Genomic DNA, 24564 nt, shown 5'->3' with positions numbered 1-24564 from the left:
CCGACCCTCACCTCCCCCCAACCCTCCACCCCCCGCAACCACCCCCTCACCCTCCGCATCGGAGCCTTCGTTGATCATGAGGTTAGCGGCAATCTTGATCTCTGAAACTGCCGCCAACCTCATGATCGACGCGGATCGACGCGGGCGAAGGGTCAGGTGGGGAGGAGGGTGGTGTGGACGTCGGTCCAGACCTGTTCGTTGACGGCTACCAGGAGGCCGTGTTCGGTGTCGGCGGGGTGGTAGTCCGTGCCGTCGAGTCGGCGGGCCACGCCACCCGCCGCACGCACGAGCAGCGTGCCCGGGCCGTGGTCCCAGGGCAGGGTCCGCCAGAACAACACGAACTGCTGGTGGCCGGTGAGCACGTCGAGATACTCGCGACCGGCGCAGTGCTGCCCCGGCAGCAGCTCGCCGAGCCGTGCGCCGCCTGCCTCCACCGTGCGCCGGGAGGGCCCCGGCAGGAACTTCGTCATCGCGGCGCCCCGCAACTCACCCATCGGCGGTGCCCCGTCGGGCAGGTGCAACGGCTGACCGTCCAGGTACGTGCCCTCGCCGGTGCGGGCGGTCGCCAGCGCGTCGGCAAGCGGATCGAACACCCACGCGGCCACCGGCTCACCATCTGTGAGCAGGGAGACCATCAACGCGAACGGGCGGCGGCCGGCCGCGAAGTTGGCGGTGCCGTCCACCGGGTCGACGAGCCACACGTCGCCCGAGGCGCGCAGGTGACGCAGCAGGTCAGGATCGTCGGCCACCGCCTCCTCGCCGACCACCACCGAACCGGGGCGCAACCGGAGCAACCCGGCGCTGATCATCTCCTCGGCCCGGCGGTCGGCGACGGTGACCAGCTCACCGGGGGCCTTCTCGGTCACGTCGGCGGCGTCGAGATGGCGGAACAACGGCAGTACGACGCGGTCGGCGGCCTCCCGCAACAGCCCGGCGACGTCGTCGAGCAGGGTGTCAACCACGCGGCGGCAGCTTCACCACGCTGACGAAGAACTCGTCGATCTGCCGTACCACCGAGATGAACTGCTCGAAGTCCACAGGCTTCGTCACGTACGCGTTCGCGTGCAACTGGTAGCTGCGCAGGATGTCCTCGTCGGCCTGGGAGGTGGTCAGCACCACCACCGGGATCCGGCAGAGCTGCTCGTCCCTCTTGATCTCTTCCAGCACCTCCCGGCCGTCGCGGCGGGGCAGGTTCAGGTCGAGCAGGATCAGGTCCGGCAGCACCGCGTCCGTGTACGGGCCCTCACGACGCAGGTAGGCCAACGCCTCGGCACCGTCGGAGACGACGTTGAGGCGGTTACGCAGCTTGTGCTCCTCGAACGCTTCCTGGGTCATCAGCACGTCACCCGGGTCGTCCTCGACCAGAAGCACCTCGATCGGGCTGTTGCCGTCCGCCGGCGCGGTCATCCCACCGTCTCCTTCATGCCGCCTGTCCCACCGCCGGCCGGGGACTGGCCAACGACAGCCGAGGGGCGCTCCGATTCGCCGTCGGCCTCGGCGCCGACGGTACCGTCACCCGCCCGGACCTCGTCATCGGCCCGGTCCGTCGCCACGTCCGCCGGCGCGGACCCGTCCGCATCCACCCCGTCCACACCGGTGCCGCTCTTCGCGGCCTCGACGTCGGCGGGCAGCGCGGGCAGGGTGAAACGGATCGCCGTACCTTCGGGCACGTCCGTGTCCACCCAGACCCGACCACCGTGGTACTCGACGATCTTCTTGACGATCGCCAGCCCGATTCCGGTACCCGGGTACGCGTCCTTGGCGTGCAACCGCTGGAAGATGACGAAGATCTTGTCGGCGAACTCCGGCTCGATCCCGATGCCGTTGTCCTGGCAGGTGATCTCCCAATCCTCGCCGATCAGCCGGGCCGAGACGTGCACCTTCGGCGGAACATCCGCCCGACGGAACTTCACCGAGTTGCTGACCAGGTTGACAAGCAGGTTTGTCAGCAGCGGCTCCTCACCGCGGATCACCGGCAGCTCGCCCCAGGTCAGCTCGGCGTCGGCGTACTGCCGGGCCGGCTCGGTCTGCCCCGCCACCTCCTCCATGAGGCGGTTCAGGTCGACCTCGGTGAAGCCGGCGGTGAGCCGACCGATCCGGGAGAACGCCAACAGGTCGTTGATCAGCCGCTGCATCCGCTGCGCGCCGTCCACCGCGAAGGCGATGTACTGGTCGGCCCGCTCGTCGAGCCGCCCGGCGTAGCGACGCTGGAGCAGCTGGCAGAAGCTCGCCACCTTGCGCAGCGGCTCCTGCAGGTCGTGCGAGGCGACGTAGGCGAACTGTTCCAGGTCACGGTTGGACCGGGTCAGCTCCTCGGCCTGCTTCTGCAACTGGGTGTTCACCCACTCGATCCGCTCCCGCGCCTCCCGCACCTCGGCCAGGTCCGCCGCGATCTTCTGCCGCATGGCGTCCACGTCCTCGCCGAGACGCCGGAACTCCGGTGGACCGGTGCCGGCGATGCCGTGGCCGTAGTCACCGACGGCGACCTCCCGGACCTGCCCGGCCAGGCTGGTCAGCGGACGGATCACCATCCGTTCCAGCGAGGTGAGCAGCACCACCCCGGCGACCAGCACCACGAGCGCCGCGATGATCAGCAGCAGCACCAGCAGGTTGCTGGTGCTTCGCACGTCCGTGGCGGCCTCCTCGCGCACCTCGAGGATGCCGTTCTGCAGCGCGTCGACCACGACCCGGATCTGGTCGAACTGCTGCCGCGACTGATCGGTGAGCAACTGCTGGCCAGCGACGGTGCCACCGGCGTCGATGGCGGCGATGACCGGCAGGGCGACAGTCTGTCGCCACTGCTCAGCCTGCTGCTGCACCATCTGGAACTCGTCACGCAGCTCCGGGTAGGTGGCCAACAGCCTGTCCATCGAGGTGGCCAGTTGCTGCTCACGCTGCCGACCGGTGTCGAACGGGACGAGGTCCTCCCGCTCACCTGTCAACGCGTATCCCCGGATCGCGGTCTCCTGATCGACAAGGACCGCGAGCAGTTCCTGGGACTGGGCGCGCAGCGGACCTGTCACGTTGAGCACCGCGTCGATGTGCGCCCGGTTGCGGGTCGCGACCACGGTCTCCGCGACCGCCACCCCGATCAGCAGCAGTCCGACGATCGCGACGAGCAACGCCAGCCGACCGCGCAGACTCCAGCCGGCACCCGTACTCGTCACCGGCCACCGCCCCGCGTGACAAGCAGCATCGCCACATCGTCGGCGAACGGGCCGTTGTTCAGCTGCTCGGCCCGGCCGACCAGCCAGGCCGGCAGATCCGACAACGGAACCGCCCGGCTGGCCGGCTCGCTCAGCAGGCGGGTCAGGCCGGGCACGTCGAGCCGTTCGTCGCCCGCGCCCACCCGGCCCTCGATCAGACCATCGGTGTACATCAGCAGAGACCAGTCCTCGGTGTCGAACTTCAGGTCGAAGGCGACCGGCCGGCGGGGCCGTACGCCGAGCAGCAGACCGCCCGGCGCCGGCACCTGGGTCACCCGGCCACCGGCGAGCAGCACCGGTGGCGGATGACCGGCCAGTCGCACCGTCGCCCGGTCGGCGTTGAGGTCCAACCGGGCCGTCGCCACGGTCGCGAAGATCTCCTGAAGCCGGCGCTCGCTCATCAGCACCTGTTCCAGTGCGGGCAGCACCTCGTCGTCCGGCACCCCGGCGAGGATCAGCGCCCGCCAGGCCACCCGCAGCTCGACGCCGAGGGCCGCCTCGTCCACACCGTGCCCGCAGACGTCGCCGATGATCAGATCTACCCGGTCGGGACGGGTCTGCACCACGTCGTAGAAGTCGCCGCCGATCAGGGCGGCGTGCCGGCCGGGCCGGTAGAAGGTGTGCACCGCGATCTGGTCGGTCGACATCAGCGGCTGGGGCAGCAGGCCGCGCTCCAACCGGGCCGACTCGGCCTGGCGCAGCTCCACCTCCCGCAGCCGGCGCGCGTTCTCGTCGGCCCGTTTACGCTCCACCGCGTAGCGCAGCGCCCGGGTCAGCAGCACCCCGTCCACCTGGCCCTTGACCAGGTAGTCCTGGGCCCCCTCGGCGACCGCCACGATGCCCAGGTGCTCGTCGGTGCGGCCGGTGAGCACACAGACGGCCGCGCTGCCCGACATCTCCAGCACCTGCCGCAGCCCGTCCAGCCCCTGCGCGTCGGGCAGACCCAGGTCGAGCAGTACGCAGTCGACGCCGGCGATCCTCCGACGAGCCTCGCTCAGGCTGGTCGCCACCAGCAGGTCGATCCCGGAATTCGTCTCGGCCAGCAGCTCGCCGACCAGGAAGGCGTCGCCCTCGTCGTCCTCGACCAGCAGTACGCGCAGCCGCTCCCCGGGGGGCAGGTTCGGATTGCCACCCAGCCCGCCCTGCGGATACGGCCACGACACGACGGAGGGACCGGTCATCCCGGTCCCCCGGGCCGGCCGGGTCACCGCCGCGACTGGCGGAAGATCGCTGGTGATGTCGGGCTCCTTCCGAGTGCCCCGCTGATCCTGTATTAGACAACGTTCGCACACAACATGACGGGGCACCCTCAGGTGGCATGGAGGATGATGTGCACCCCAGAACCACCCCTCGCGAGGAGTCACCCGTGGGCGCACCCCCCAGCCCCGCCGCCGACCGCGCCCTCACCCGGCCGCGTCGACGCCCGCTCGCCGCGCTTGCGGCACTCGTAGCGCTCGTTGCCGTCGGCGCGGGTGCCCTGCTCGATCTTCGCCCGCCGGCACCCCGGCCGGCCGACACGCCGACCGGCGAGTTCAGCGCGGGACGCGCGTACCCGCACGTGACGCAGGTCGCCGGCCGGCCGCACGTCGCGGGCAGCCCGGCCAACGACGAGGTCCGTGCCTACCTGGAAGGGGTACTGCGTGGCCTCGGGTTGGAGACGCAGGTGCAGGACACCGTCGCCGAGGAGGCCGGGCAGCTCAGCGGCGCGGCGGGCGGCGCCACCCTGGCCCGGGTGCGCAACGTGGTGGCGCGGCTGCCCGGCACCGATCCCACCGGCACGGTGTTCCTTGTCGCACACTACGACGCGGTGCAGACCGGTCCGGGCGGCAACGACGACGCCGCCGGGGTCGCCACCATCCTGGAAGTGGCCCGCGCGCTGACCGACGGCCCGGCACCCCGTAACGACGTCGTCTTCGTGCTCACCGACGCGGAGGAGGCGTGCCTCTGCGGGGCCTCGGCGTTCGCCTCGGAGCACCCGCTGGCCGCCGGCAAGGGAGTGGTGCTCAACCTGGAGGCACGGGGCCGTACCGGTCCCGTGATCATGTTCGAGACGTCACCGGAGAACGCGCGTCTGGTCGAGGTCTTCGGTCGGGCCGCACCGCACCCGGTGGGCACTTCGTTCGCGGTGGAGGTGTACCGCGCCCTACCCAACGACACCGACTTCACCGCCTTCCTCGACGAAGGGTTCCTCGGGCTGAACTCGGCGTATCTGGACGGCGGTGCGATCTACCACACGCCGCTGGACACCCCGGCCTCGATGGACCGGGCCAGCCTCCAGCATCACGGTGACAACTCCCTCGGTCTCGCCCGGGAGTTCGGTCGGATCGACCTCGGTGACCTACGCGCCGGCCACGACGCCACCTACTTCCCCGTCCCCGGCGGCCTCGCCCGCTACCCCGGCTGGCTGGTGCTGCCGTTGGCGCTGCTGGCGCTGACCGGCGTGGTCGCGCTCGGCTGGCTGGCCCGCCGCCGGGACCGGGTCACCGCTGGCCGGCTGGCCGCCGGCTTCGGCCTGGCCCTGGTGCCGATCGTGGTGGCCCCGCTGGGCGCCCAGTTCCTCTGGGCGGCGATCGTGGCCCTCCGGCCGGGCAACGCCGAACTGCTCGACCCGTACCGGCCGACCTGGTACCGGCTGGCCGTGCTGGCGCTCGCCGCCGCCGTCGTGTTCGCCTGGTACGCGTTGAGCCGACGCCGGATCGGCCCGGCCGCCCTGGCCATCGGCGGGCTCGGCTGGCTGGCGCTGCTCGGCGTGCTGCTCGCCGTCCTGGCACCCGGTGGGGCCTACCTGGCGACCCTGCCCGCGCTGGCCGGGGCGCTCGGCGGGCTGGTGGCGCTGGCCACCCGCCTCGACGGCCCGGTACCGGTGATCGCGGTGACCGTCGCCGCCGCGGTCGCGGTGATCCTGCTGCTCCCCACTGTGGTACTGCTCTTCCCGGCGCTGGGCATGGCGATGGGCGGCGTCGCGGCGCTCTTCGCGGTACTGCTCGGGCTGGCCGCGCTGCCCGTGATCGACCTGCTGCACCCGCAGGCCGGCGGCCAGCGGGGCATGGTGGCGCTGCGGGCCCGCCGACTCGGCGCCCTGCCCGCCGGGGCCACCGCGCTGGCCGCTGTGGTCCTCGCCGGGACCGCCATCGCCGTCGACAGGTTCGACGCCGCGCACCCCGTGCCCACCCACCTGATGTACGCGCTGGACGCCGGCACTGCCCAGGCCCGCTGGCTCAGTCACGAGACCGAGCCACAGCCCTGGACCGACGAGTACGTGGACGGACCGGTCCAGGTCGCCGACGAGTTCCCCGGAATCGGCGACGACGAGCTGCTCGGCGGCCCGGCACAGCCCGCCGACCTGCCCGCGCCCCGGCTGGACGTACTTGCCGACACCAGCGCCGCTGGTGCGCGCACGCTTACCCTCCGGCTCACCCCGCAACGCCAGGTACGCCTGGCCACCCTGCACGTCGACACCTCCACCGCGACGGTGCGCGACGCCCGGGTGGCGGGCCGCGCGGTGCCGGTGGAGGAACGCGACGGCCGCTGGGGGTTCGGTGTGGTCTTCCACGCCCCGCCGCCCGAGGGCATCGAGGTCACGCTCACCGTCACCCCGAAGGCGGACCGCATTGCGCTGCGCGCCATGGACGCCAGCGACGGCCTCGACGCCCTCCCCGGCTTCCGCCCCCGCCCACCCGGCGTCGGCGTCACCGGCTCCCACTCCTCCGAGATGCTCGCCGTAGCCCGCACCTACCCGCTCTGAGGCGGCTACTTCCAGCGGAAATGGACGAAGAGGCGGCCGAAGTTCTTGGAGTCCTTCTCGACCCGGTGGTAGAGCTGCTTGACGTCCTTCTGGTCGAGGAAGCGCAGCACCCGCTTCTTGAGCTGGCCGGAGCCCTTGCCCGGGATGATCTCGACGAGGGTGGCCTTCTTGGCCACCGCCTCGTCCATGATCCCGCGCAGCGCCCGGTCGATGTCGTGGCCCTTGTTGAAGATGTCGTGCAGGTCCAGCTTCAGCTTCATGCCACGTCCACCGTCCGGTCGGCTGTCATGCGGCCCATGGTAGGCAGGTCGTCAGCCGGCTCAGGACGACGCGAGGGCAGCCCGTTCGGGCTGCCCTCGCGACACATGTCCGGGATCAGCGACCGCCGCCTACCCGGGTCTCGACGCGGCGCAGTGCCGCCGTGTAGTCGTCGTGGGACGAGTGCATGGCCGCCGCGATCCGCAGGTGACGCAGCGCGTCGGTGTACCTGTTGAGCCGCTCCAGCGTCCGGCCCAGCACGTGGTGGGCGTAGTGGTCGCTGGGGTTGCGGTCGACCAGTTCTCGCAGCTGCTCCTCGGCGCGGCTGAGCTGCGCCGACTGGAAGTAGGCCCGGGCCAGCAACTGCCGCACCGCGGCGTTGTCCGGCTCCGCCTCGATGATCGGTTCGAGCAGCCGGGCCGCGCTGCTCGGGTCGCCCGCCTCGAAGAACAGGGTCGCCCGCCGGTACTCGGCCAGAAGATCCATGCCGCCACCCCCTCCGTTCGCACCACTGCTCCGACGCTGGCACAACACCTGCGGTACCGCGACTGTTCCCGGTCGCTTTCCCTGCCCGAGCGGCGGTCTTCAGACGGTGGCGAGGTCCCAGGCGCGCACGCCACCGACAATGCCGGCGCTGTTGGGGACCACCACGACGTCGTCACCCATCCGGGTGAGCTGCTCGGGGCGGATCCGCCTCGAGTTCCCCCCGCCCAGGTACAGCCGGTCCCAGCGGAACACCGGGCGCAGGCCCTCGACCACCTGTCGGATCCGCCGGGACCAGAACGCGTCGCCCAGCCGGCGGCGCTCCGGTTCACCCACGTACGTGTCGTAGGTGGTGCCCCAGCGCACCGGGGCGTGTGACAGTTCGAGGTGCGGGGCGAGCACCCCACCGTCGAACAGGGCGCTGCCCAGCCCGGTGCCGAGGGTCAGTACCAGTTCGCAACCGGTGCCGGCGACCACCCCGGCGCCGTGTACCTCGGCGTCGTTGAGCACGAGCGCCGGCAGGCCGAACGCGGCCGACAGCGCGCTGCGGGCGTCGAACCCGGACCACTCGGCGAGCAGCGCCGGGTCGACCCGGCTGCGCGGCCCGGAGCGGGTCACGTAGTGCGGGGTGGCCACCACCACGCCGTGCCGGATCATGCCGGGCATCCCCACCGTCACCCGACCCGCCGCCGGCAGTCGACCACCGAGTTCCACGAGGGTCTGCACGAACAGGCCCGGCGGCAGCGGGTACGGCGTCGGCACCCGCATCGGCTGGGCCCGCATGGTGCCCGCGCCGTCGAGGACGGACGCCTTGATCCCGCCGCCCCCGCAGTCGATCGCCAGAGTGGTCAACACGCACGTGAGTCTGCCTCGTCGCGCGGGTCGCCGCGCGGCGACGGGTAGGCTCGGCTGCTTGTGAGCGCCACGCTGATCGCCAAGGACCTCGCCGCCGGACACGGGGAACGAACCCTCTTCACCGGCCTGGATCTCGTGGTCGCCCCCGGTGACGTGGTCGGCCTGGTCGGGGCCAACGGAGCCGGCAAGTCGACGCTGCTGCGTACGCTCGCCGGTCTGTTGCCGGTCGAGGCCGGCAGCGTCGCGGTGAGCCCGCCCGGCGCGAGCGTCGGGCACCTTCCCCAGGAGCCGGAGCGCCGCCCCGGGGAGACGATCCGGGCGTTCCTGGCCCGCCGCACCGGCGTGACCGGGGCGCAGTCCGCCCTCGACGCGGCGACGGAGGCACTTACCGCCGGCCGGCCGGGCGCGGACGACGCGTACGCCGCAGCGCTGGAGAGCTGGCTCGGGCTCGGCGGGGCCGATCTGGACGAGCGGGCCGAGGAGGTGGCCGCCGAACTGGGACTCGCCGTTGATCTCGATCAGGAGATGGCGAGCCTCTCCGGTGGGCAGGCCGCCCGGGCCGGGTTGGCGTCGCTGCTGCTCAGCCGGTACGACGTCTTCCTGCTCGACGAGCCGACGAACGATCTCGACCTGGCCGGGCTGGACCGGCTGGAGGAGTTCGTCACCGGGTTGCGCGCCGGCACGGTGCTGGTCAGCCATGACCGGGAGTTCCTGGCCCGCACGGTGACCTCGGTGCTGGAACTGGACCTGCACCAGCAGCAGGTGAACCATTTCGGTGGCGGATACACGGCGTACCTGGAGGAGCGGGAGGTGGCCCGCCGCCAGGCGCGCGCCGACTACGAGGAGTACGCCGACACCCGGGCCGGACTCCAGGCACGGGCGCGTACCCAGCGGGCCTGGATGGAGAAGGGGGTCCGCAACGCCCGGCGCAAGGCCACCGACAACGACAAGATCGGCCGAAAGTTCCGGTCCGAGGCGTCCGAGAAGCAGGCGGCGAAGGCCCGGCAGACCGAGCGGCTGATCGAACGCCTGGAGGTGGTCGAGGAGCCACGCAAGGAGTGGGAGCTGCGGATGGAGATCGCCGCGGCGCCCCGCGCCGGCGCCGTCGTGGCCACTCTCCGCGACGCCGTGGTACGCCGGGGCGATTTCACCCTCGGCCCGGTGAACCTTCAGATCGACTGGGCGGACCGGGTGGCGGTGACCGGGGCGAACGGTTCCGGCAAGTCGACCCTGCTGGCGGCTCTGCTGGGCCGGTTACCGCTGGACGTCGGCCAGGCCGCTCTCGGGCCTGGCGTGGTGGTCGGCGAGGTGGACCAAGCGCGGGGCCTGTTCCTCGGTGACGTGCCCCTGCTGGACGCCTTCCGGGCCGCGGTGCCGGACGTCTCCCCGGCGGACGCGCGGACGCTGCTGGCCAAGTTCGGCCTCCGCGCACAGCACGTGCTGCGAACCGCCGCGACGCTCTCCCCCGGCGAGCGGACCCGGGCCGCGTTGGCCCTGTTGCAGGGGCGCGGCGTCAACCTGCTGGTGCTGGACGAGCCGACGAACCACCTCGACCTGCCGGCCATCGAACAACTGGAGTCCGCGCTGGCCAGCTACCAGGGCACGCTGCTGCTGGTCACCCACGACCGACGGATGCTGGAGGCGGTACGCCTCGACCGGCGGCTGCGGGTGGACGCCGGGCGGATCACCGAGTTCTGATCTGGACGGCGGCCTGGAACGTCCAGCGCGAATTTCAGGGACAACCAACGCATACCGGTCAACTATCCGGGTAACGGGCGGGCCGGAGGTGGCCGGTATGGTCGCGTTGGCACACACCCCGCCCTCCGCCGAGCGGCTGCGGGCGGTGGACGGTTTCCTCACCGAGGCGTGGACGGACCAGGTCCGTCACGACGAGAGACTTCGCCCGCTCGCGGTCGAGGTGCGCTTCGACCGGGGCGTCGCTCACCTGACCGGCGAGGTCGACGAGTCGGCACAGTTGCGGCTGGTGCGCGAGCAGGTCGGCCGGCTGGCCGGCGTCTTCGGCGTCTGGTGCCGGGTGCGGGTGGGTGGACGCGACCCGGTGGTTGTCGACCTGGGGTGCGGCGGCACCAAGCAGTGGCCGGGCAATCTCGGGCTCGACATCTTCCCCGCGCCGGGGGTGGACGCGGTCGCCGACCTGTCCGGCTCCCTGCCGCTGGCCGACGACTCGGTCGACGTGCTGTTCGCGGTGCACATCCTGGAGCACCTCATCGACTTCCTGCCGCTGCTGGACGAGTGCCATCGGGTGCTCCGACCCGGGGGTGTGCTGCACGTGATGAGCCCCTGGTGGGGCCATGTGAACGCGGTGGCCGACCCGACCCACGTGCGACTGCTGGACGTGCAGACGGTCAAGGGTGTCTGCGTGATGCGACCGCCGGGCACCCCGCGCTGGTACCCACTGCACGCCGGCAGCGACGGTGCGTCCGTCTTCGCCGACCTCACACCGTTGGGACCGGACGACGACGGCCCCTCCGCCACCCACCTGGCCCGCTTCTTCGACTGACCGACAGACGAATGCCCTGGGCACCTTCGGTGTCCAGGGCATTCGTCTGTTTCGGCACAGGTCACCAATATTTCTCGTGGGTAACACCGGCAGGCCGTGCCATTGATCGAAACTGATCGAACCCCGGTGACTCGCCGGTAACAAGTGGCTGCACCGCACACCCCCGCGGAGGTACGACCATGCCCAGACGTCTCGCCAGCATCCTCGCTTCTGGCCTCCTCGCGCTGCTCACCGCCCTCGCCGTGGCCTCCCCCGCCACGGCGGCCGTCACTCCACAGCAGAAGCTGTCCGTCCTGTCCAGTTGGACCCAGACCAGCGCCAGTAGCTACAACGCCTGGTACTCCGCCCGACAGAACCGGGCACCCTGGGCCGAGTACAACTTCGACTGGTCCACCGACTACTGCTCGTCCAGCCCGGACAACCCGCTCGGGTTCAAGTTCAGCCTCTCCTGTGCCCGCCACGACTTCGGCTACCGCAACTACAAGGCGGTCGGCCAGTTCGGCGCCAACAAACCGCGCCTCGACAGCGCCTTCTACGAGGACCTGAAGCGCTCCTGCGCCACCTACAACTCAGTCGTCCGGCCGGCCTGCCTGAGCCTGGCATGGACCTACTACCAGGCGGTCGCCATCTTCGGATCGGTAGCCGCCGTCCAGCAGTCCGACATCGACCGGGCGGCTCGGATGAAGGCAGACGCCGAGCGCCGCGCTCGCGCCTGACGAGCACAGCGGGACGCCCGGCCGGCACCACGGCCGGGCGTCTCCGGGTCAGCCGTCCCGGTTCAGGCGTGCTCGGTGTGGCGGTCGACGGTGCTGGGTTGGCGCGGAGCGGAGCGACCCCTGGCGAACCGCCCGGAATCGGCCGCCAGATCGGGGTGCTCGACACCGAGTGCCAGCGCGACCGCCTCGTCCAGCCCCAGGTCGGCACCCTCCCCGTACGCCTCGTCGAAGGCGGCGTCGCCGAGCACCCGGCGCAGCGCCGCCTGCCGCTCCGTCCAGTACGCCTCGTAGATGCCCGGCGTCGACCGCAGACCCGCCCGGGTCGCCTGGGCCGCACCGAAGAGGCGGGCCCCGGTCAGCGGCTGGTCACCGACGGCGCAGCGCACCGCGATGGCGTTCAACGTGTCGCAGGCCCGCCCGTGGAAGCCGTGATTCATCCGGGACCGGAGCGCGACCAGCAGATGCTCGTGCGCGGCCACCAGGTCGCCCCGGGCCAACGCGACCATGCCGAGCAGCATGTCCACCGAGCGTCGGCCCCGGTCGACCGGCCGGGACGCCTCCACCGGACGGGCCGCACCGAGCAGTTCCGCCGCCTCGTCGAGCGCGCCCCGCCGCCACAGCAACTCGGCCAGCCGGAACACGGCGAACAACGCCTCCGACTCGACCCCCTGTTCCTGCGCCCAGTCGATGACCTCCCGGCAGACCCGCTCCGCCTCGGCGAACTGCCCCATGTCGACGAGCGGAGCTGCCCGGCCGGCCAGTACCCGGGCCAGCAGACCGGCGTCCGCCGCCTGGCGGGCGGCTGCCTCCGCCCGCTGCGAGAAGCGCAACTCCTCGCCGAACTCGCCGTCGCCCCCGGCGTGCAGGGAGTGCATGTGGTAAGCCGCCGCCAGCTCGTCCTCCGGGATCGCCTCGCCGGTCTCGGCCAGCCGGCCGTACAACCGGAACAGCCAGAGCCGTCCCTCCCGGGCCAGTCCGCGCTCGCGCCACCACTGGTCCAGCCCGCCGGCCAGCCGGAGACCGGCCCGGGCGCTGCCACCCGTGGCACACCAGCGCAGCGCGGCCCGCAGCTCCCCGGCAAGTGGATCCAGCGCGTACAGCGAGAGCGTCACCGGTTGCCCGTCCGGGCCGAGGTGCGCCCGCTCCAGGGCATGCGCCGACCAGGCCACGTGCCGGTCGCGGGCGGCCTGCTCCTCGCCGGCTTCGGCGAGCCGCCGCGCCGCGTAGGCCCGGATCGGGTCGAGCATCCGGTACGTGCAACCGGTCGCGTGCGGCTCCGCCAGCACCATGGACTTGTCGACAAGCACCGACAGCGGGTCGAGCGGGTCGTCGTCGAGCAACCACTCCACAGTCGGCAGGTCGACCGGGCCGGCGAAGACCGCCAGCCAGCGCAACAGTCGGGCCGCACGGGGCCCGAGCGTCCGGTAGGACCAGGTGACCGTGGCCTGCATGGTGAGGTGCCGTTCGACCGCGGAGCGGGCCACCGCCCGGATGGCCGGGGTCGAGGGGCTGAGACCGGTGGCCGCCGCGGCCAGGTCGACGGTGTCCCGCTGGTTGCCGGCGTTACCCCGATCGGCCGGCGGGGGCAGTGGGTCCGCACGGCCGGCGTCGAGCGTGCCGAGCACATCGTCGAGACGCTCGGCGAGCTGACCCACCGAGAGCACCCGCAGCCGAGCCGCGGCCAACTCGATGGCCAGCGGCAACCCGTCCAGCCGCCGCACCACCCGGCGTACGTCGGCCGACTCGGACGGGTCGGGCTGCCGGCCGCCCCGGGCCGCCGCCGTGCGGTCCAGCAGCAGGGCCACCGCATCGCTCTCGGTGCCGTCCGGGGCCGGGTCGACGGAGAGCGGCGGGATCCGCCAGACCACCTCGCCCGGCAGCGCCAACGGTTCCCGGGTCGTCGCCAGCACCCGCACCCCACCGCCACCGGCGAGCAGCCGGGACACCGCCTCGGCGCAGGACGCCGGCTGGGCGTCGCAGGTGTCGAGCACGATCAGCATCCGGCGGGGGGCGGCGTACTCCACAAGCGTGTCGACCATCGGGCGACCCGGCTCCGGGCGCAGCCCGAGCACGGCGGCGACCGCGAAGGCGACAAGCCCGGGGTCGGTGACCGCGGCGATGTCGACGAACCAGACCCCGTCCGGGTACTCGTCCACCAGGTCGGTGGCGAACTCGACGGCCAGCCGGGTCTTGCCGCTGCCACCCGCGCCGAGCACGGTGACCAGCCGGTGCCGGGCCACCAGTCGTCTCAGCTCGGCGCGCTCGGTTTGTCGACCGACGAACGTGGTCACCTGGATCGGCAGGTTGTGCGCCACCGCGTCGGCGGTACGCGGGCGCGGGAACTGCCGCTCCAGGCCGGGCGCGACGAGTTGGAAGAGCCGCTCCCGGTCGTCGAAGCCACGCAGCCGGTGCAGCCCGAGGTCGAGCAGGGAGGCACCGGCCGGCAGTGGATCTGCCCGCCGCGCCGTGGCAGCCGAGCAGAGGATCTGCCCACCGTGCGCGGCGGCGGCGACCCGGGCCGCCCGGTGCACCTCAGGGCTGGCGTACTCGCCGTCACGTGGCTCCGCCCAGCCGGTGTGCAGTCCCATCCGGACCCGGGGGGCCGACTCGGGAGTCGGCCAGTCGTGCTCACCGAGCGCCCGCTGCGCGGTCAGACACGCGGTCAACGCCGCCCCGGCATCGTCGAAGGCCAGAAAGAACGAGTCGCCCTCGGTCAGCAGCTCCGCGCCCTCGGTCGCCGCGATCGTCCGACGCAGCAGTCGCCGGTGCTCGGCCAGCACTGGCCGATAGCCGGACCCGAGCAGCTGGGCCAGCCGGGTGGAGCCCTCGATGTCGGTGAAAACGAAGGTCACCCAGCCGGTCGGGAGGTGCATCCGTGGCGGCATGCGTGGAACCTCCCCCCTGGTCTCGGCACCATACTTCCCGAAACCAGATCATCACGCATCGTGAGAACGGCCGGCCGAGGCTCCGACCCAAGGTGCCATCGGACCCGGCGTCCGGGCAAGGCCGGCATCACCCGTACCACCCATCCACGACCGTGCCGGAGTGGTCAGCAGCCGCAGCCGCCACCGCAGCAGCCGCCACCGGCCGGCGCGGGTGCGGCGCCTGACCCGCCGCCACCTCGGCCGGTGACCGCGACCGTGGAGAGCAGTTTCACCGTGTCGGCGTGCCCCTGTGGGCAGGGCGCCGGCTCACCGGCCCGCGCCATCGGACGGTTGACCTCGAAGGTGTCGCCGCAGGCGCGGCAACGGAACTCGTACCGGGGCATGGCATCAGCCTACGACCGGACCTGACGTCAGCGGTGACATGGGTGATACTCGACTTGTGGCAGACGGCGCAGAGCGCACGACCCTTCGGCCCCTCCGACCGGCCACGCCGCGCGCGGGCTCCGACGCCGGCCCGGACAGGCCGGCGACCGGGTTGCCCCGGCCCCGCCGGCCCTGGCTGGGGCCCGGCAGACCGGTCGACGAAGCGGCCCCGGAGGCACCGACCACCGAGCCGGTTTCCGCAGCGGACAGCACGGCAGCAGCCGACACCGCAGCGGACCGCACCGCAGCCGCAGGCACGAAGCGCAGCGCCACGACCGGACCGAGCACCGCTTCCGGCACCGAGTCCGGGCCCAAGACCACTGTCGAGCAGTCCACTACGGAATCCGGTGCACCGTCAGCCCGGCGCCGCCGGGCTCGCTTCGCGCACGCCGTACGTCTGCCGGGGCCCCGGGCCGCGGCCCGGGCGACCCGCGACTGGTCCCGGCGGCCCAGTGGCCGGCTGACCCTGCCCGGCGTGTTCCTGCTCGCCCTGGTCGCGGCGACCGCAGCAGCCGGCGCGCTGCTGGTGCCCGCGACCCTCGACGCACCGCGCCAGGTGGCGGCGGATGCCACAGCCGACGTGCCTGACGCGCTGCCCGGCGACCTGCCGCCGTCCGGCGCGGCCCCGCCACCCGGGCAGTTCCCGCCGCCCACCGCGACCCTGCCGCCGGGCGTGGCCCCGCCGGGCGCCGCCGGACCGGCAGGTGGCCGCCCGTCCGACGCCCTGGCCGGCTGGGCCCGCGACACGGGCGCCAAGGTCGGCATCGACCCGATCGCCATGCAGGCGTACGGCTACGCCGAGCTGGTGCTCGCCGAAACCGATCGCGCCTGCGGCCTGAGCTGGACCACGTTGGCCGCGATCGGTCTGGTCGAGTCCCGCCACGGTCAGGCCAACAACGCCCAGCTCGGCGCGGATGGCCGGGCGGTCCCGGAGATCATCGGTCTGCCGCTGGACGGCCAGGGCAACCGGATGCGGATCGCTGACACCGACCGGGGCGAGCTGGACCGCGACACCACCTATGACCGGGCGATCGGGCCGATGCAGTTCATCCCGACCACCTGGCAGGAGATCGGCGCCGACGCGGACAACGACGGCCGCAAGGACCCGCACAACATCCACGACGCCGCGCTCGCCGCCGGCATGTACCTGTGCAAGGGCGGCCGGAACCTCACCATTCCGGGTGACTGGTGGAACGCGATTCTGTCGTACAACGATGTCCGAAGGTACGCCCAGGACGTCTTCGACGCCGCCAACCGGTACGGACAGGCCAGTCGCACGTGAAGTGATCGTCCGCATACATTGGAGAACTGGACACTTCCCCCCGGCAGCGGTTAGCGGCAAGCTAGACGGGTGATGGTGCGCGAGTGGGACCCCAGGACCGCGTCGTCCGCCGAGATCGCGTCGCTGCTGGACACGCTGAACGCGGTCCTGGCGGCCGATCTCCCGCAGGATCCGCCGTGGCGGGAGAGTTCCCTGCGGGAGTACCTCGCCGAGGTGATGCCGGGCGAACGGCGGATCTCCTGGATCGCCCAGGAAGATCCGGATGCCGACGGCAACCCGGGAGCCATCCTCGGGCAGGTGCACGTTCTGCTGCTCGGCAACATCGGCGTGCTTGAGGTTCTGGTCCACCCGACCGTGCGACGCGGTGGCCTCGGCCGTGATCTCGTCCTGCGCGCGGCCCGCCGCGTTTACCAGGAGGGCTTCGAGTCCATCGGAGTCGAGGTGGTCGGCGACACTCCTGCCGTCGCCTTCTACGAGTCACTCGGCTTCACCCAGGAGTACGTCGAGACCCGCAGCGTCCTCGACCTCTCCGGCGTCGACTGGGCCGAGTTGGCGGAGATGTCCACAGGTGTCGGTGCCGGCTACCGCGTCCAGTTCCACCCCGGCGGTCCGCCGGACGAGCTGATCGAGGCGTACGCGCGGGCCAAGGCCGAGGTCCGGGACATCGAGGACGGCGAACTGCGACCCAGTTCGTATGATCCGCAGCGGCTCCGGGACAGCCTCGACTGTCTGCACCGGCGGGGCATGAAGCCGTACATCGTGCTCGCCCTGCACGAGCAGACGGGTGAGGTGGCCGGCCTGACGGAGGTGGTCGTGCCGGCTCAGCACCCGACCCGCGCCGACCAGTACGACACGATTGTGGTGCAGGATCACCGCGGCTACGGCATCGACCGGGCGATCAAGGCCCGGATGCTGCTGGAGCTGCGCTCGGCCGAGCCGCAGCTGACCGAGGTGCAGACCTGGAACGCACAGGCCAACGAGGCCATGCTCAAGGTCAACGCCGAGTTGGGCTACCGCACCGACCGGGACTGGTGCGAGTACAGCGTCGACGTCGCCGAGCTGGTCCACCGCCTCGACGCGACGCGCTGAGCTGTCAGGCTCCCCGGCCGGCACTGACCGGCGGCTCCTCGGGCCGTCGGTCTCCTACCAGGTGCGCGGATCCGGTGGCGGCGGCACGTTCCGGTACTTGGCCACCCGTACCTCCCACTGACTGCGGCGCCGCCGCGCCTCCCGGTCGGCCCGGGATCGGTGGTAGGTCTCCGGCGGTCGGGCCAGACCGTAGATGTCCGCCCACCACTCGCCCGGTTCCGGGTCAAGAATGGTGTTCAGGTGCGCCGGGTAGCGGCGCTCCGCGCCGTCGCGGGTGTCGTCCCAGACCTCCATCGGTAGCACGACCCGACCGTCCTGGTCGACGGCCACGAGGTAGAGCCCGGCCGCACCCAGCAGCCGCTCCAGCACAGCCAGGCTAGGGGTCAGGCTGCCCGCCTCGACGCGCGCGACTGTCGACGGAGCGACCTTGGCGAACCGGGCCATCCGCAACTGACTGAGCCCGACGATCCGTCGGGCGCGTCGCACCAGACCGGCGATTGGAAACGGCCCCACCGTGGGGCCAAGGTCCGGCGGCTCGAAGATGGTGGACATGCCCAGACCTTGCCGCTGCCGAAACCAGCGCGGCAACCCCTGTGGAAAAACCTGTGGATAACCCGCCCTCCCCGCACCGCGCCCGGTACCCCGCGTGCCCCCGGGCCGCCGAACGGGCCGCTCCCGAGCCGATGGCTGCCGGAGGCACCGATCGGCCCACTACCATCAGCAACACTCACTTGGAGTGACGGTGGCGCCCACTTCCTGGTCCCCAACCAATAACACCTACGCGCCCTTTGCTCTGCTTCAACCCACGCACAGGTGCCGTGACCAGCGATGACTCAAGGCGCGGCTACGGCATCTCCGCACCCGGCAACTACTCTCCGCGAGTTGTGCGTGGGTTGAAGCAGAGCAAAGGACGTGTGGGGGAAGTTGGCGGGAGGGACAGAAAGTACTCAGGGTGACGGCTGTTCGGACGCGCTCGGACCGGCTGGCGGCATGCGCGCTCGGACCGGCTGTGGCCAGCCATCGCCGTGAGGTTGCCGCTCGCATCGGCCACGCCAACAACGCCACCGTCAGCCGACAGCCGCAGCCGCAGCCGCAGCCGCAGCCGCAGCATTATGGCGTGCGCTGCGGGTGGCCGGTCAGTAGCGCTGGCGGAGCAGCTGGGCAGCCTCGACGGCCCAGTAGGTGAGGATGATCTGGGCGCCGGCGCGGCGGATGGAGGTGAGCGTCTCCAGCATCACCCGCTCCCGGTCGATCCAGCCGTTCGCGGCAGCCGCCTCGACAGCCGCGTACTCGCCGGAGACCTGGTAGGCGGCCACGGGCACGTCCACGGCGGCGCGGACCGACGCCACCACGTCGAGGTACGGTAGCGCCGGCTTGACCATCACCATGTCGGCGCCCTCGGCGACGTCCAGCGCGACCTCGCGCAGCGACTCACGGAGGTTCGCCGGATCCTGCTGGTAGGCCCGCCGGTCGCCGTCAAGCGCCGACTCCACCGCGTCCCGGAAGGGGCCGAAGAAGGCCGAGGCGTACTTCACGGCGTACGCCAGCACGGCCACGTCGGTGTGACCCGCCGCGTCGAGTGCCTGGCGTACCACCCCGACCTGGCCGTCCATCATCCCCGACGGACCGACCACCCCGACCCCGGCGGCGGCCTGGGCCACGGCCATCTCGGCGTAGGCGGCGAGGGTGGCGTCGTTGTCGACCTCACCGGTCGGGGTGAGCAGCCCGCAGTGCCCGTGCGAGGTGAACTCGTCCAGGCAGAGGTCACTCATCACCACCGTGGCGTCGCCCACCTCGGCGACCACGTCACGGATCGCGACGTTCAGGATGCCGTTCGGGTCGATGCCGCCGGAGCCGTACTCGTCGCGCGACGCCGGCACCCCAAACAGCATGATCCCGCCGACGCCGGCCTGCACCGCCTCCACCGCCGCCTTGCGCAGCGAATCACGCGAGTGCTGGAGCACGCCCGGCAGCGAGGAGATGGCGCGTGGCTCGGTGAGCCCCTCCTTGACGAACATCGGCACGACCAGCTCGGCCGGGTCGACGCGGGTTTCGGAGACCAGCCGACGCATCGCCGCGGTGCGGCGCAGCCGACGGGGCCGAATCTCTGGGTACGGCATGAACCCTCCCTGACGACCAGCCGGAGCCGGGACGGCTACCGGAACCTCAGCGCGGTCGGCCCCTGGACCTTCGAACCACGGCGCTGCTTCGCCGGCATCGCGGCGAGCTTCTCCCGTAGCTCGACGGCGTAGCCGGCGAGCGCCTCCACCAGATCGGGCACCGACGCGTGCGGCGGCTGGACATCGACCCGAAGGCCGAACTCCGTAGCGGTCTCCGCCGTCTTGGGCCCGATGACAGCGACAACGGTACGCGTGTGCGGCTTGCCGGCGATGCCGACCAGGTTCCGGACCGTGGAGGACGAGGTGAACAGCACCGCGTCGAACCCGCCCGACTTGATCGCGTCCCGGATCTCGGCGGGCGGCGGAGCGGCCCGGACCGTCCGGTACGCGGTCACGTCGTCGACCTCCCAGCCGCGCTCGGTGAGCCCGGCGGCGAGCGTCTCGGTGGCGATGTCGGCACGCGGCAGCAGCACCCGGCCGACCGGGTCGAGCACCTCGTCGTGCGGCGAGAACTCGGCCAACAGCCCTTCGGAGGACTGCTCACCTGAAGGAATCAGCTCCGGCTGGATGCCGAAGGCGCGGACCGCGTCGGCTGTCGCGTCGCCGATACAGGCGATCTTGACGCCGCCGAAGTGCCGGGCGTCCAGCCCGTGCTCGGCGAACTTCTCCCAGACCGCCCGCACCGCGTTGACCGACGTGAAGATCACCCAGGCGTACCTGCCGTCGACCAGGCCCTTGACCGCCCGCTCCATCTGGGCCGGGGTGCGCGGCGGCTCCACCGCGATGGTCGGCACCTCGCAGGGGATCGCCCCGTACGCCCGCAGCCGGGCACTCATCGCGCCGGCCTGCTCCTTGGTGCGGGGCACCAGCACCTTCCAGCCGTACAGCGGGCGGTTCTCCCACCAGCTGAGCTTGTCCCGCTGACCCACACCGTCGCCAACGGTCAGCACGACCCGGCCGGTGAAGCCGAGCGCCGCCGCGACGAAAGAGTCCACGGTCGACGTGGTGGTGTACTGCGTCTCTCCGGTGCCGTCGCCGGTCACCCCGACGTCAGTGGCACCGTCAACGCCGGCGGCGAGCAGCCCGTCCCGGATCGCGGCCAGGTCACCGGCATCGACAGCCAGCGCCAGCGAGCCGCGCTGCACGGCTGCCGCCAGCGCCTCGAAGTCCAGATTGCTGACGTCCTCGACGTCGGCAGCGGTGCGTACGCCCGGCAGCGGCACGCCCGCGTAGGTGGCCACCCCCTCGGCCTGGCCGACCCCCGGAACCACCTCGAAGTGCGCGGCGGTTCGCGCCACCGCCTGCACCTCCTTGACCACCGAGTCGTGGCCGAACGGGTCGCCGGCCACCAGATGCACCGCGTTCTGCCCGGAACGGGCCGCCGAGATCAGGATCTTCGCGACGTCGCCCGGCGCGCCCTCGGCCGGGGTGAACTGGGCATCGGACCTGGCCTCGGCCCGGACGGCGTCGAGCAGCGACTCGGGGACTCCCCGGTCGTACACCACCTGATCGGCGTCGACCAGGGCGTCGTGCGCCCGGCGGGTCAGCAGGCCCGGGTCGCCGGGTCCTGCCCCGACGAACGCGATGCGGCCTACGGGCTTACGGGTGCGGGTCATTCTGTGCTCCCAAATTGCTGGGTCCCCGGGCCGTCGTGTCCTTGCGGGCCGAGGATCGAGTCGGCGCCGAGGTCGAGGAGTTCGGCGGCGAGTGCCTTACCGATCTCCGCCGCATCGGCGGGCGTTCCGGTGCGGGACAGCCGGATCTCGCGGGTGCCGTCCGGGCTGATCACCGCCCCGCGCAGGTAGATCTCCTCACCGGTCTCGCCCTCGGCGAGTTCGGCGTGGGCGGCGACCGGAGCGGAGCATCCGGCCTCCAGGGTGGCAAGCATCGCCCGCTCCGCGGTGACCGTGGCGCGTGACGGTGCGTGGTCGAGCGTGGCGAGCAACTCGACCAGGTCGGTGTCGTCGATCCGGCACTCCACCGCCAGCGCCCCCTGAGCGGGAGCCGGCAGCATCAGCATCGGATCGAGCGTTTCGGTGACGACGTCGGCGCGGTCGATGCGGGTCAGGCCCGCCCGGGCCAGGACGACGGCGTCCAGGTCGGCCTCCGGGCCGAGCACCCGGGCCAGCCGGGTGTCGATGTTGCCCCGGATCGGGGTTACCGACAGTGGCATGCCCAACGCGTGCAGCTGGGCGATCCGGCGCAGCGCGCCGGTGCCGACAACCGCGCCGGGATCGAGTTCGGCGAGCGTCCTGCCGTCGCGGGCGACGAGCGCGTCACGCGGATCCTGTCGCGGCGGCACCGCGGCGATGTGCAGCCCCGCCGCGGTCGCGGTGGGCAGGTCCTTGTACGAGTGAACGGCGAAGTCGATAGTCCCGGCGACCAGGGCGTCACGCAGCGCGGAGACGAAGACGCCGACCCCGAGCCGGTGCACCGGCGCGTTGGACCGGTCGCCTGCGGTGACCACCTCGACCAGTTCGACAGGGCGTCCGGTTCGCGCGGTGAGCGCCTCGGCGACCTGACCGGACTGGGCCATCGCCAGTTTGCTGCCCCGGGTACCGAGGCGCAGTGGGGCCTCGTTCATCGCTCGCCTCCGGCGGGTGGGGTGAGGTCCGGCACGGTGTCCACCGGCGACGTCTGCGGGACCTGAAGATCGAACAGCTCACGCAGCAGGGCGGCGTACTGGTCACCGCCGGGTTCGGCGGCGAGCTGGCGGACCCGGACGGTCGGCTGGTGCAGCAGCCGCTGGACCACCCGGTGCACGGTACGGGCCACCTCGGCCCGCTGGTCGTCACTGAGGTCGGGACGGCGCTGCGCGAGCCGACGCAGCTCGACGGTGACCACGTCGTCGGCTCGGCCGCGCAGGGCGGCGACGGTCGGGGCCACGTCGGCGCCGCGCAGCCAGCTGAGGAACGACTCGACCTCGCCGGCCACGATCCGCTCGACGGCGGCGGCGTCCGCGGCGACCGGGCCGTCGGCGAGCAGCGCCGCCATCCGGTCGATGTCGATCACCTCGACGCCGGGCAGCTCGGCGACGCCCGGGCCGACGTCCCGCGGTACCGCCAGGTCGAGCAGGACCAGCGGGCCACGTCCCGGGGCACGGCCGGCGAGCGCCGAGGCGACCACCTCGCGGGTGAGGACCGGCTCGGCGGACGCGGTGGCGGCCACCACGATGTCCACGGTGGAGAGGGTGTCGGCCAACTCGGTCATCGGACGCGCGCCAGCACCGTAAGACTCGGCCAGCCGGACGGCCCGGTCCGTGCTCCGGTTCGTCACGGTCAACGGCCCGGCGCCGAGCCGCGAGAGCGTCGCCACGCCCAGCGAGCCCATCGCCCCGGCACCGACGATCAACGCGGGACGACCGGTGAGGTCGTCGTCGAGGTGACCGGCGGCGAGCCCCAGCGCGGCGGTGACCACGCTCTGACCGGCACGGTCGATGCCCGTCTCCGAGTGGGCCCGCTTACCGACCCGCAGCGCCTGCTGCATCAGCTCGTGCAGCAGGCGACCGGCGGTGTCCGCGGCACTGGCCCAGTGGTAGGCGTCACGCAGCTGGCCGAGGATCTGCGCCTCGCCGATCACCATCGAGTCCAGGCCGGCGGCCACCCGGAAGACGTGGTCCACAGCTGCCGAATCGAAGTGCACGTAGAGGTGGTTGGCCAGCGCGGCCGGCTGGCAGCCCGCCTGCTCGGCGAGGATGGCGCAGATGTCGCCGAGGCCGCCGTGGAAGCCCGACACCGTCGCGTAGACCTCCACCCGGTTGCAGGTGGAGACGAGGACGGCCTCGCTCACGTACGGCTGCGCGACCAGGCGCCCCAGGGTGTGGTCGAGCCCGCTGGGTGACACCGCGAGCCGTTCCAGCGTGGCGACCGGTGCGGTGCGGTACGACGCGCCCACGACGAGGAGTTTCACGTGCCGATCGCCTCCTGGCTCTCGGTGACCGCGAGACCACCCGGCAGGGCGGTGAGGGCAGACCCACCGGCGGCGGGGAGCGCGGTCAGGGATGCCTTGCGGTGCTCGTGGAACGACAGGATCTGCAACTCGATGGCGAGGTCGACCTTGCGCACGTCGACCCCGTCCGGAACCGAGAGTACGCACGGCGCGAAGTTCAGGATGCTTGTCACGCCGACGGCGACCAACTGGTCCGCCACGCGCTGCGCGGCGGCGGCCGGGGTGGCTATGACACCGATCGCGATGGATTCCTCGGCGGCCACCCGGGGCAGCTCGTCGATGTGCAGTACGACCAGGTCGTTGATCTCCTCGCCGACCCGCTCCTGGTCGGCGTCGAAGAGCGCGGCGATCCGGAATCCACGGCTGGCGAAGCCGTCGTAGCCGGCCAGGGCGTGACCGAGGTTACCCACCCCCACCAGGGCGACGGCCCGGCGCTGGGTGAGCCCGAGCACGTACTCGATCTGATCGATCAGCAGCCCGACGTCGTAGCCGACGCCCCGGGTGCCGTACGAGCCGAGTTGGGACAGGTCCTTGCGGAGTTTGGCCGAGTTCACCCCGGCGGCGTTGGCCAGCCCTTCGCTGGAAACCGTCTCGTGACCGGTTTCAGCGAGATTGTGCAGGGCACGTAGATACTCGGGGAGCCGGGCCACCGTCGCCTCGGGCAGGTCCGGGAGCGCCGGTACGGCACCTGCGCGACGGGGCGCGCCAGGGTGACGGTGCTGACTCATGAGACTCCGTGCGGTGCGATCCTCGACCAACTCCACTGGTCGGCCGTTTCGGGACTCCCACTGGCGACCGATGTTGCCGGCTGTGCTAGCAGGGCGCGTCGGAATTACAGAGTAGGCGCTTGTGAAGACGTGCACAAATCGCGATCTTGCTGGCACGGCCCGCGCCCCCACCGGCCCCTCCATCCCACAAGATCGATCACCACCTCGCCGTGAACACCCGCGCGATTATCCCTCAATACCGACTTCTCCGACCAATCCCACACCGCTCCCGACCCCATTCCAATCGGTCGATCATGAAGTTATCG

The 24564-nt window shown here is 72.0% G+C and carries 21 protein-coding genes; 6 read left to right on the top strand and 15 right to left on the bottom strand.

Translation table 11 applies throughout. From position 1 onward, the window contains the following. Positions 1–152 precede the first annotated feature (152 nt). Genes Van01_RS04065 through Van01_RS04050 form a run of 4 tightly spaced genes read right to left on the bottom strand, consistent with a single transcriptional unit; the run spans position 153 to position 4414 of the window. On the bottom strand, positions 153–962 hold the full coding sequence (locus Van01_RS04065) for an inositol monophosphatase family protein (RefSeq protein ID WP_204000078.1): 810 nt from the start codon (positions 960–962) through the stop codon (positions 153–155). Continuing rightward, entirely contained in the window at positions 955–1407 is a 453-nt protein-coding gene (locus tag Van01_RS04060; protein ID WP_204000075.1) for a response regulator, read from the bottom strand. The genes Van01_RS04065 and Van01_RS04060 overlap by 8 nt, the downstream gene beginning before the upstream one ends. Beyond that, positions 1404–3167, bottom strand: a complete 1764-nt coding sequence (locus Van01_RS04055) for a sensor histidine kinase (protein ID WP_204000071.1) — start codon at positions 3165–3167, stop codon at positions 1404–1406. The genes Van01_RS04060 and Van01_RS04055 overlap by 4 nt, the downstream gene beginning before the upstream one ends. Further along, positions 3164–4414: a PP2C family protein-serine/threonine phosphatase gene (locus Van01_RS04050; protein ID WP_204000070.1), complete on the bottom strand. Its 1251-nt coding sequence runs from the start codon at positions 4412–4414 to the stop codon at positions 3164–3166. The genes Van01_RS04055 and Van01_RS04050 overlap by 4 nt, the downstream gene beginning before the upstream one ends. Positions 4415–4572: 158 nt before the next feature. On the opposite strand from Van01_RS04050, the gene Van01_RS04045 reads away from it, so the two are divergent. After that, positions 4573–6951 (top strand): M28 family peptidase, encoded by a 2379-nt coding sequence (locus Van01_RS04045; RefSeq protein ID WP_204000069.1) that lies wholly within the window; start codon positions 4573–4575, stop codon positions 6949–6951. A gap of 5 nt (positions 6952–6956) precedes the next feature. Here the strand turns inward: Van01_RS04045 and Van01_RS04040 are convergent, their stop codons facing one another. The 3 genes from Van01_RS04040 to Van01_RS04030 all read right to left on the bottom strand — a co-directional run bounded on the left by Van01_RS04040 (position 6957) and on the right by Van01_RS04030 (position 8547). Next, a complete protein-coding gene (locus Van01_RS04040; RefSeq protein ID WP_013736060.1) occupies positions 6957–7211 on the bottom strand; it encodes a Smr/MutS family protein in 255 nt (84 codons plus the stop codon). 115 nt (positions 7212–7326) lie between these two features. Then, on the bottom strand, positions 7327–7695 hold the full coding sequence (locus Van01_RS04035) for a tetratricopeptide repeat protein (RefSeq protein ID WP_099849435.1): 369 nt from the start codon (positions 7693–7695) through the stop codon (positions 7327–7329). A 99-nt stretch (positions 7696–7794) separates the two neighbouring features. Then, entirely contained in the window at positions 7795–8547 is a 753-nt protein-coding gene (locus Van01_RS04030; RefSeq protein WP_204000068.1) for an ROK family protein, read from the bottom strand. A gap of 60 nt (positions 8548–8607) precedes the next feature. On the opposite strand from Van01_RS04030, the gene Van01_RS04025 reads away from it, so the two are divergent. From Van01_RS04025 to Van01_RS04015, 3 genes are all read left to right on the top strand, one after another. Then, entirely contained in the window at positions 8608–10245 is a 1638-nt protein-coding gene (locus tag Van01_RS04025; protein WP_204000063.1) for an ABC-F family ATP-binding cassette domain-containing protein, read from the top strand. Between the two features lie 97 nt (positions 10246–10342). After that, entirely contained in the window at positions 10343–11068 is a 726-nt protein-coding gene (locus tag Van01_RS04020; RefSeq protein ID WP_204000060.1) for a methyltransferase domain-containing protein, read from the top strand. Positions 11069–11247: 179 nt separating this feature from the next. Next, positions 11248–11784 carry a phospholipase gene (locus tag Van01_RS04015; RefSeq protein ID WP_204000057.1) on the top strand — a complete coding sequence of 179 codons (537 nt, stop codon included), beginning with the start codon at positions 11248–11250 and terminating at the stop codon, positions 11782–11784. A 62-nt stretch (positions 11785–11846) separates the two neighbouring features. On the opposite strand, the gene Van01_RS04010 is transcribed toward Van01_RS04015, so the two are convergent. Continuing rightward, a complete protein-coding gene (locus Van01_RS04010) occupies positions 11847–14669 on the bottom strand; it encodes an ATP-binding protein (RefSeq protein ID WP_204000054.1) in 2823 nt (940 codons plus the stop codon). A gap of 164 nt (positions 14670–14833) precedes the next feature. Next, complete coding sequence (locus tag Van01_RS04005) at positions 14834–15052, bottom strand: FmdB family zinc ribbon protein (protein ID WP_204000051.1); 219 nt, start codon at positions 15050–15052, stop codon at positions 14834–14836. Between the two features lie 56 nt (positions 15053–15108). Here Van01_RS04005 and Van01_RS04000 point away from each other — a divergent pair, with 56 nt between their 5' ends. After that, complete coding sequence (locus tag Van01_RS04000; RefSeq protein WP_204000048.1) at positions 15109–16374, top strand: lytic transglycosylase domain-containing protein; 1266 nt, start codon at positions 15109–15111, stop codon at positions 16372–16374. 72 nt (positions 16375–16446) lie between these two features. Then, positions 16447–17463 carry a GNAT family N-acetyltransferase gene (locus Van01_RS03995; RefSeq protein ID WP_204000595.1) on the top strand — a complete coding sequence of 339 codons (1017 nt, stop codon included), beginning with the start codon at positions 16447–16449 and terminating at the stop codon, positions 17461–17463. Between the two features lie 54 nt (positions 17464–17517). Here the strand turns inward: Van01_RS03995 and Van01_RS03990 are convergent, their stop codons facing one another. The 6 genes from Van01_RS03990 to Van01_RS03965 all read right to left on the bottom strand — a co-directional run bounded on the left by Van01_RS03990 (position 17518) and on the right by Van01_RS03965 (position 24259). Beyond that, entirely contained in the window at positions 17518–18015 is a 498-nt protein-coding gene (locus tag Van01_RS03990) for a helix-turn-helix domain-containing protein (protein ID WP_204000045.1), read from the bottom strand. A gap of 584 nt (positions 18016–18599) precedes the next feature. Continuing rightward, complete coding sequence (gene hemB / locus Van01_RS03985) at positions 18600–19583, bottom strand: porphobilinogen synthase (protein ID WP_204000042.1); 984 nt, start codon at positions 19581–19583, stop codon at positions 18600–18602. A 35-nt stretch (positions 19584–19618) separates the two neighbouring features. Continuing rightward, a complete protein-coding gene (locus Van01_RS03980) occupies positions 19619–21199 on the bottom strand; it encodes a bifunctional uroporphyrinogen-III C-methyltransferase/uroporphyrinogen-III synthase (protein WP_204000038.1) in 1581 nt (526 codons plus the stop codon). Continuing rightward, on the bottom strand, positions 21196–22167 hold the full coding sequence (hemC, locus tag Van01_RS03975; protein WP_204000021.1) for a hydroxymethylbilane synthase: 972 nt from the start codon (positions 22165–22167) through the stop codon (positions 21196–21198). The genes Van01_RS03980 and hemC overlap by 4 nt, the downstream gene beginning before the upstream one ends. Next, positions 22164–23492 (bottom strand): glutamyl-tRNA reductase, encoded by a 1329-nt coding sequence (locus Van01_RS03970; protein ID WP_204000006.1) that lies wholly within the window; start codon positions 23490–23492, stop codon positions 22164–22166. The genes hemC and Van01_RS03970 overlap by 4 nt, the downstream gene beginning before the upstream one ends. Next, entirely contained in the window at positions 23489–24259 is a 771-nt protein-coding gene (locus Van01_RS03965; RefSeq protein WP_204000003.1) for a redox-sensing transcriptional repressor Rex, read from the bottom strand. Before Van01_RS03965 ends, Van01_RS03970 begins: the two co-directional genes overlap by 4 nt. Between the last annotated feature and the right edge of the window lie 305 nt (positions 24260–24564).

This window comes from Micromonospora andamanensis (genome assembly GCF_016863495.1).
GTDB classification, from domain to species: domain Bacteria; phylum Actinomycetota; class Actinomycetes; order Mycobacteriales; family Micromonosporaceae; genus Micromonospora; species Micromonospora andamanensis.
The sequence above is the reverse complement of the archived record's forward strand: the minus strand, read 5'-3'. Positions and strand labels throughout refer to the sequence as shown.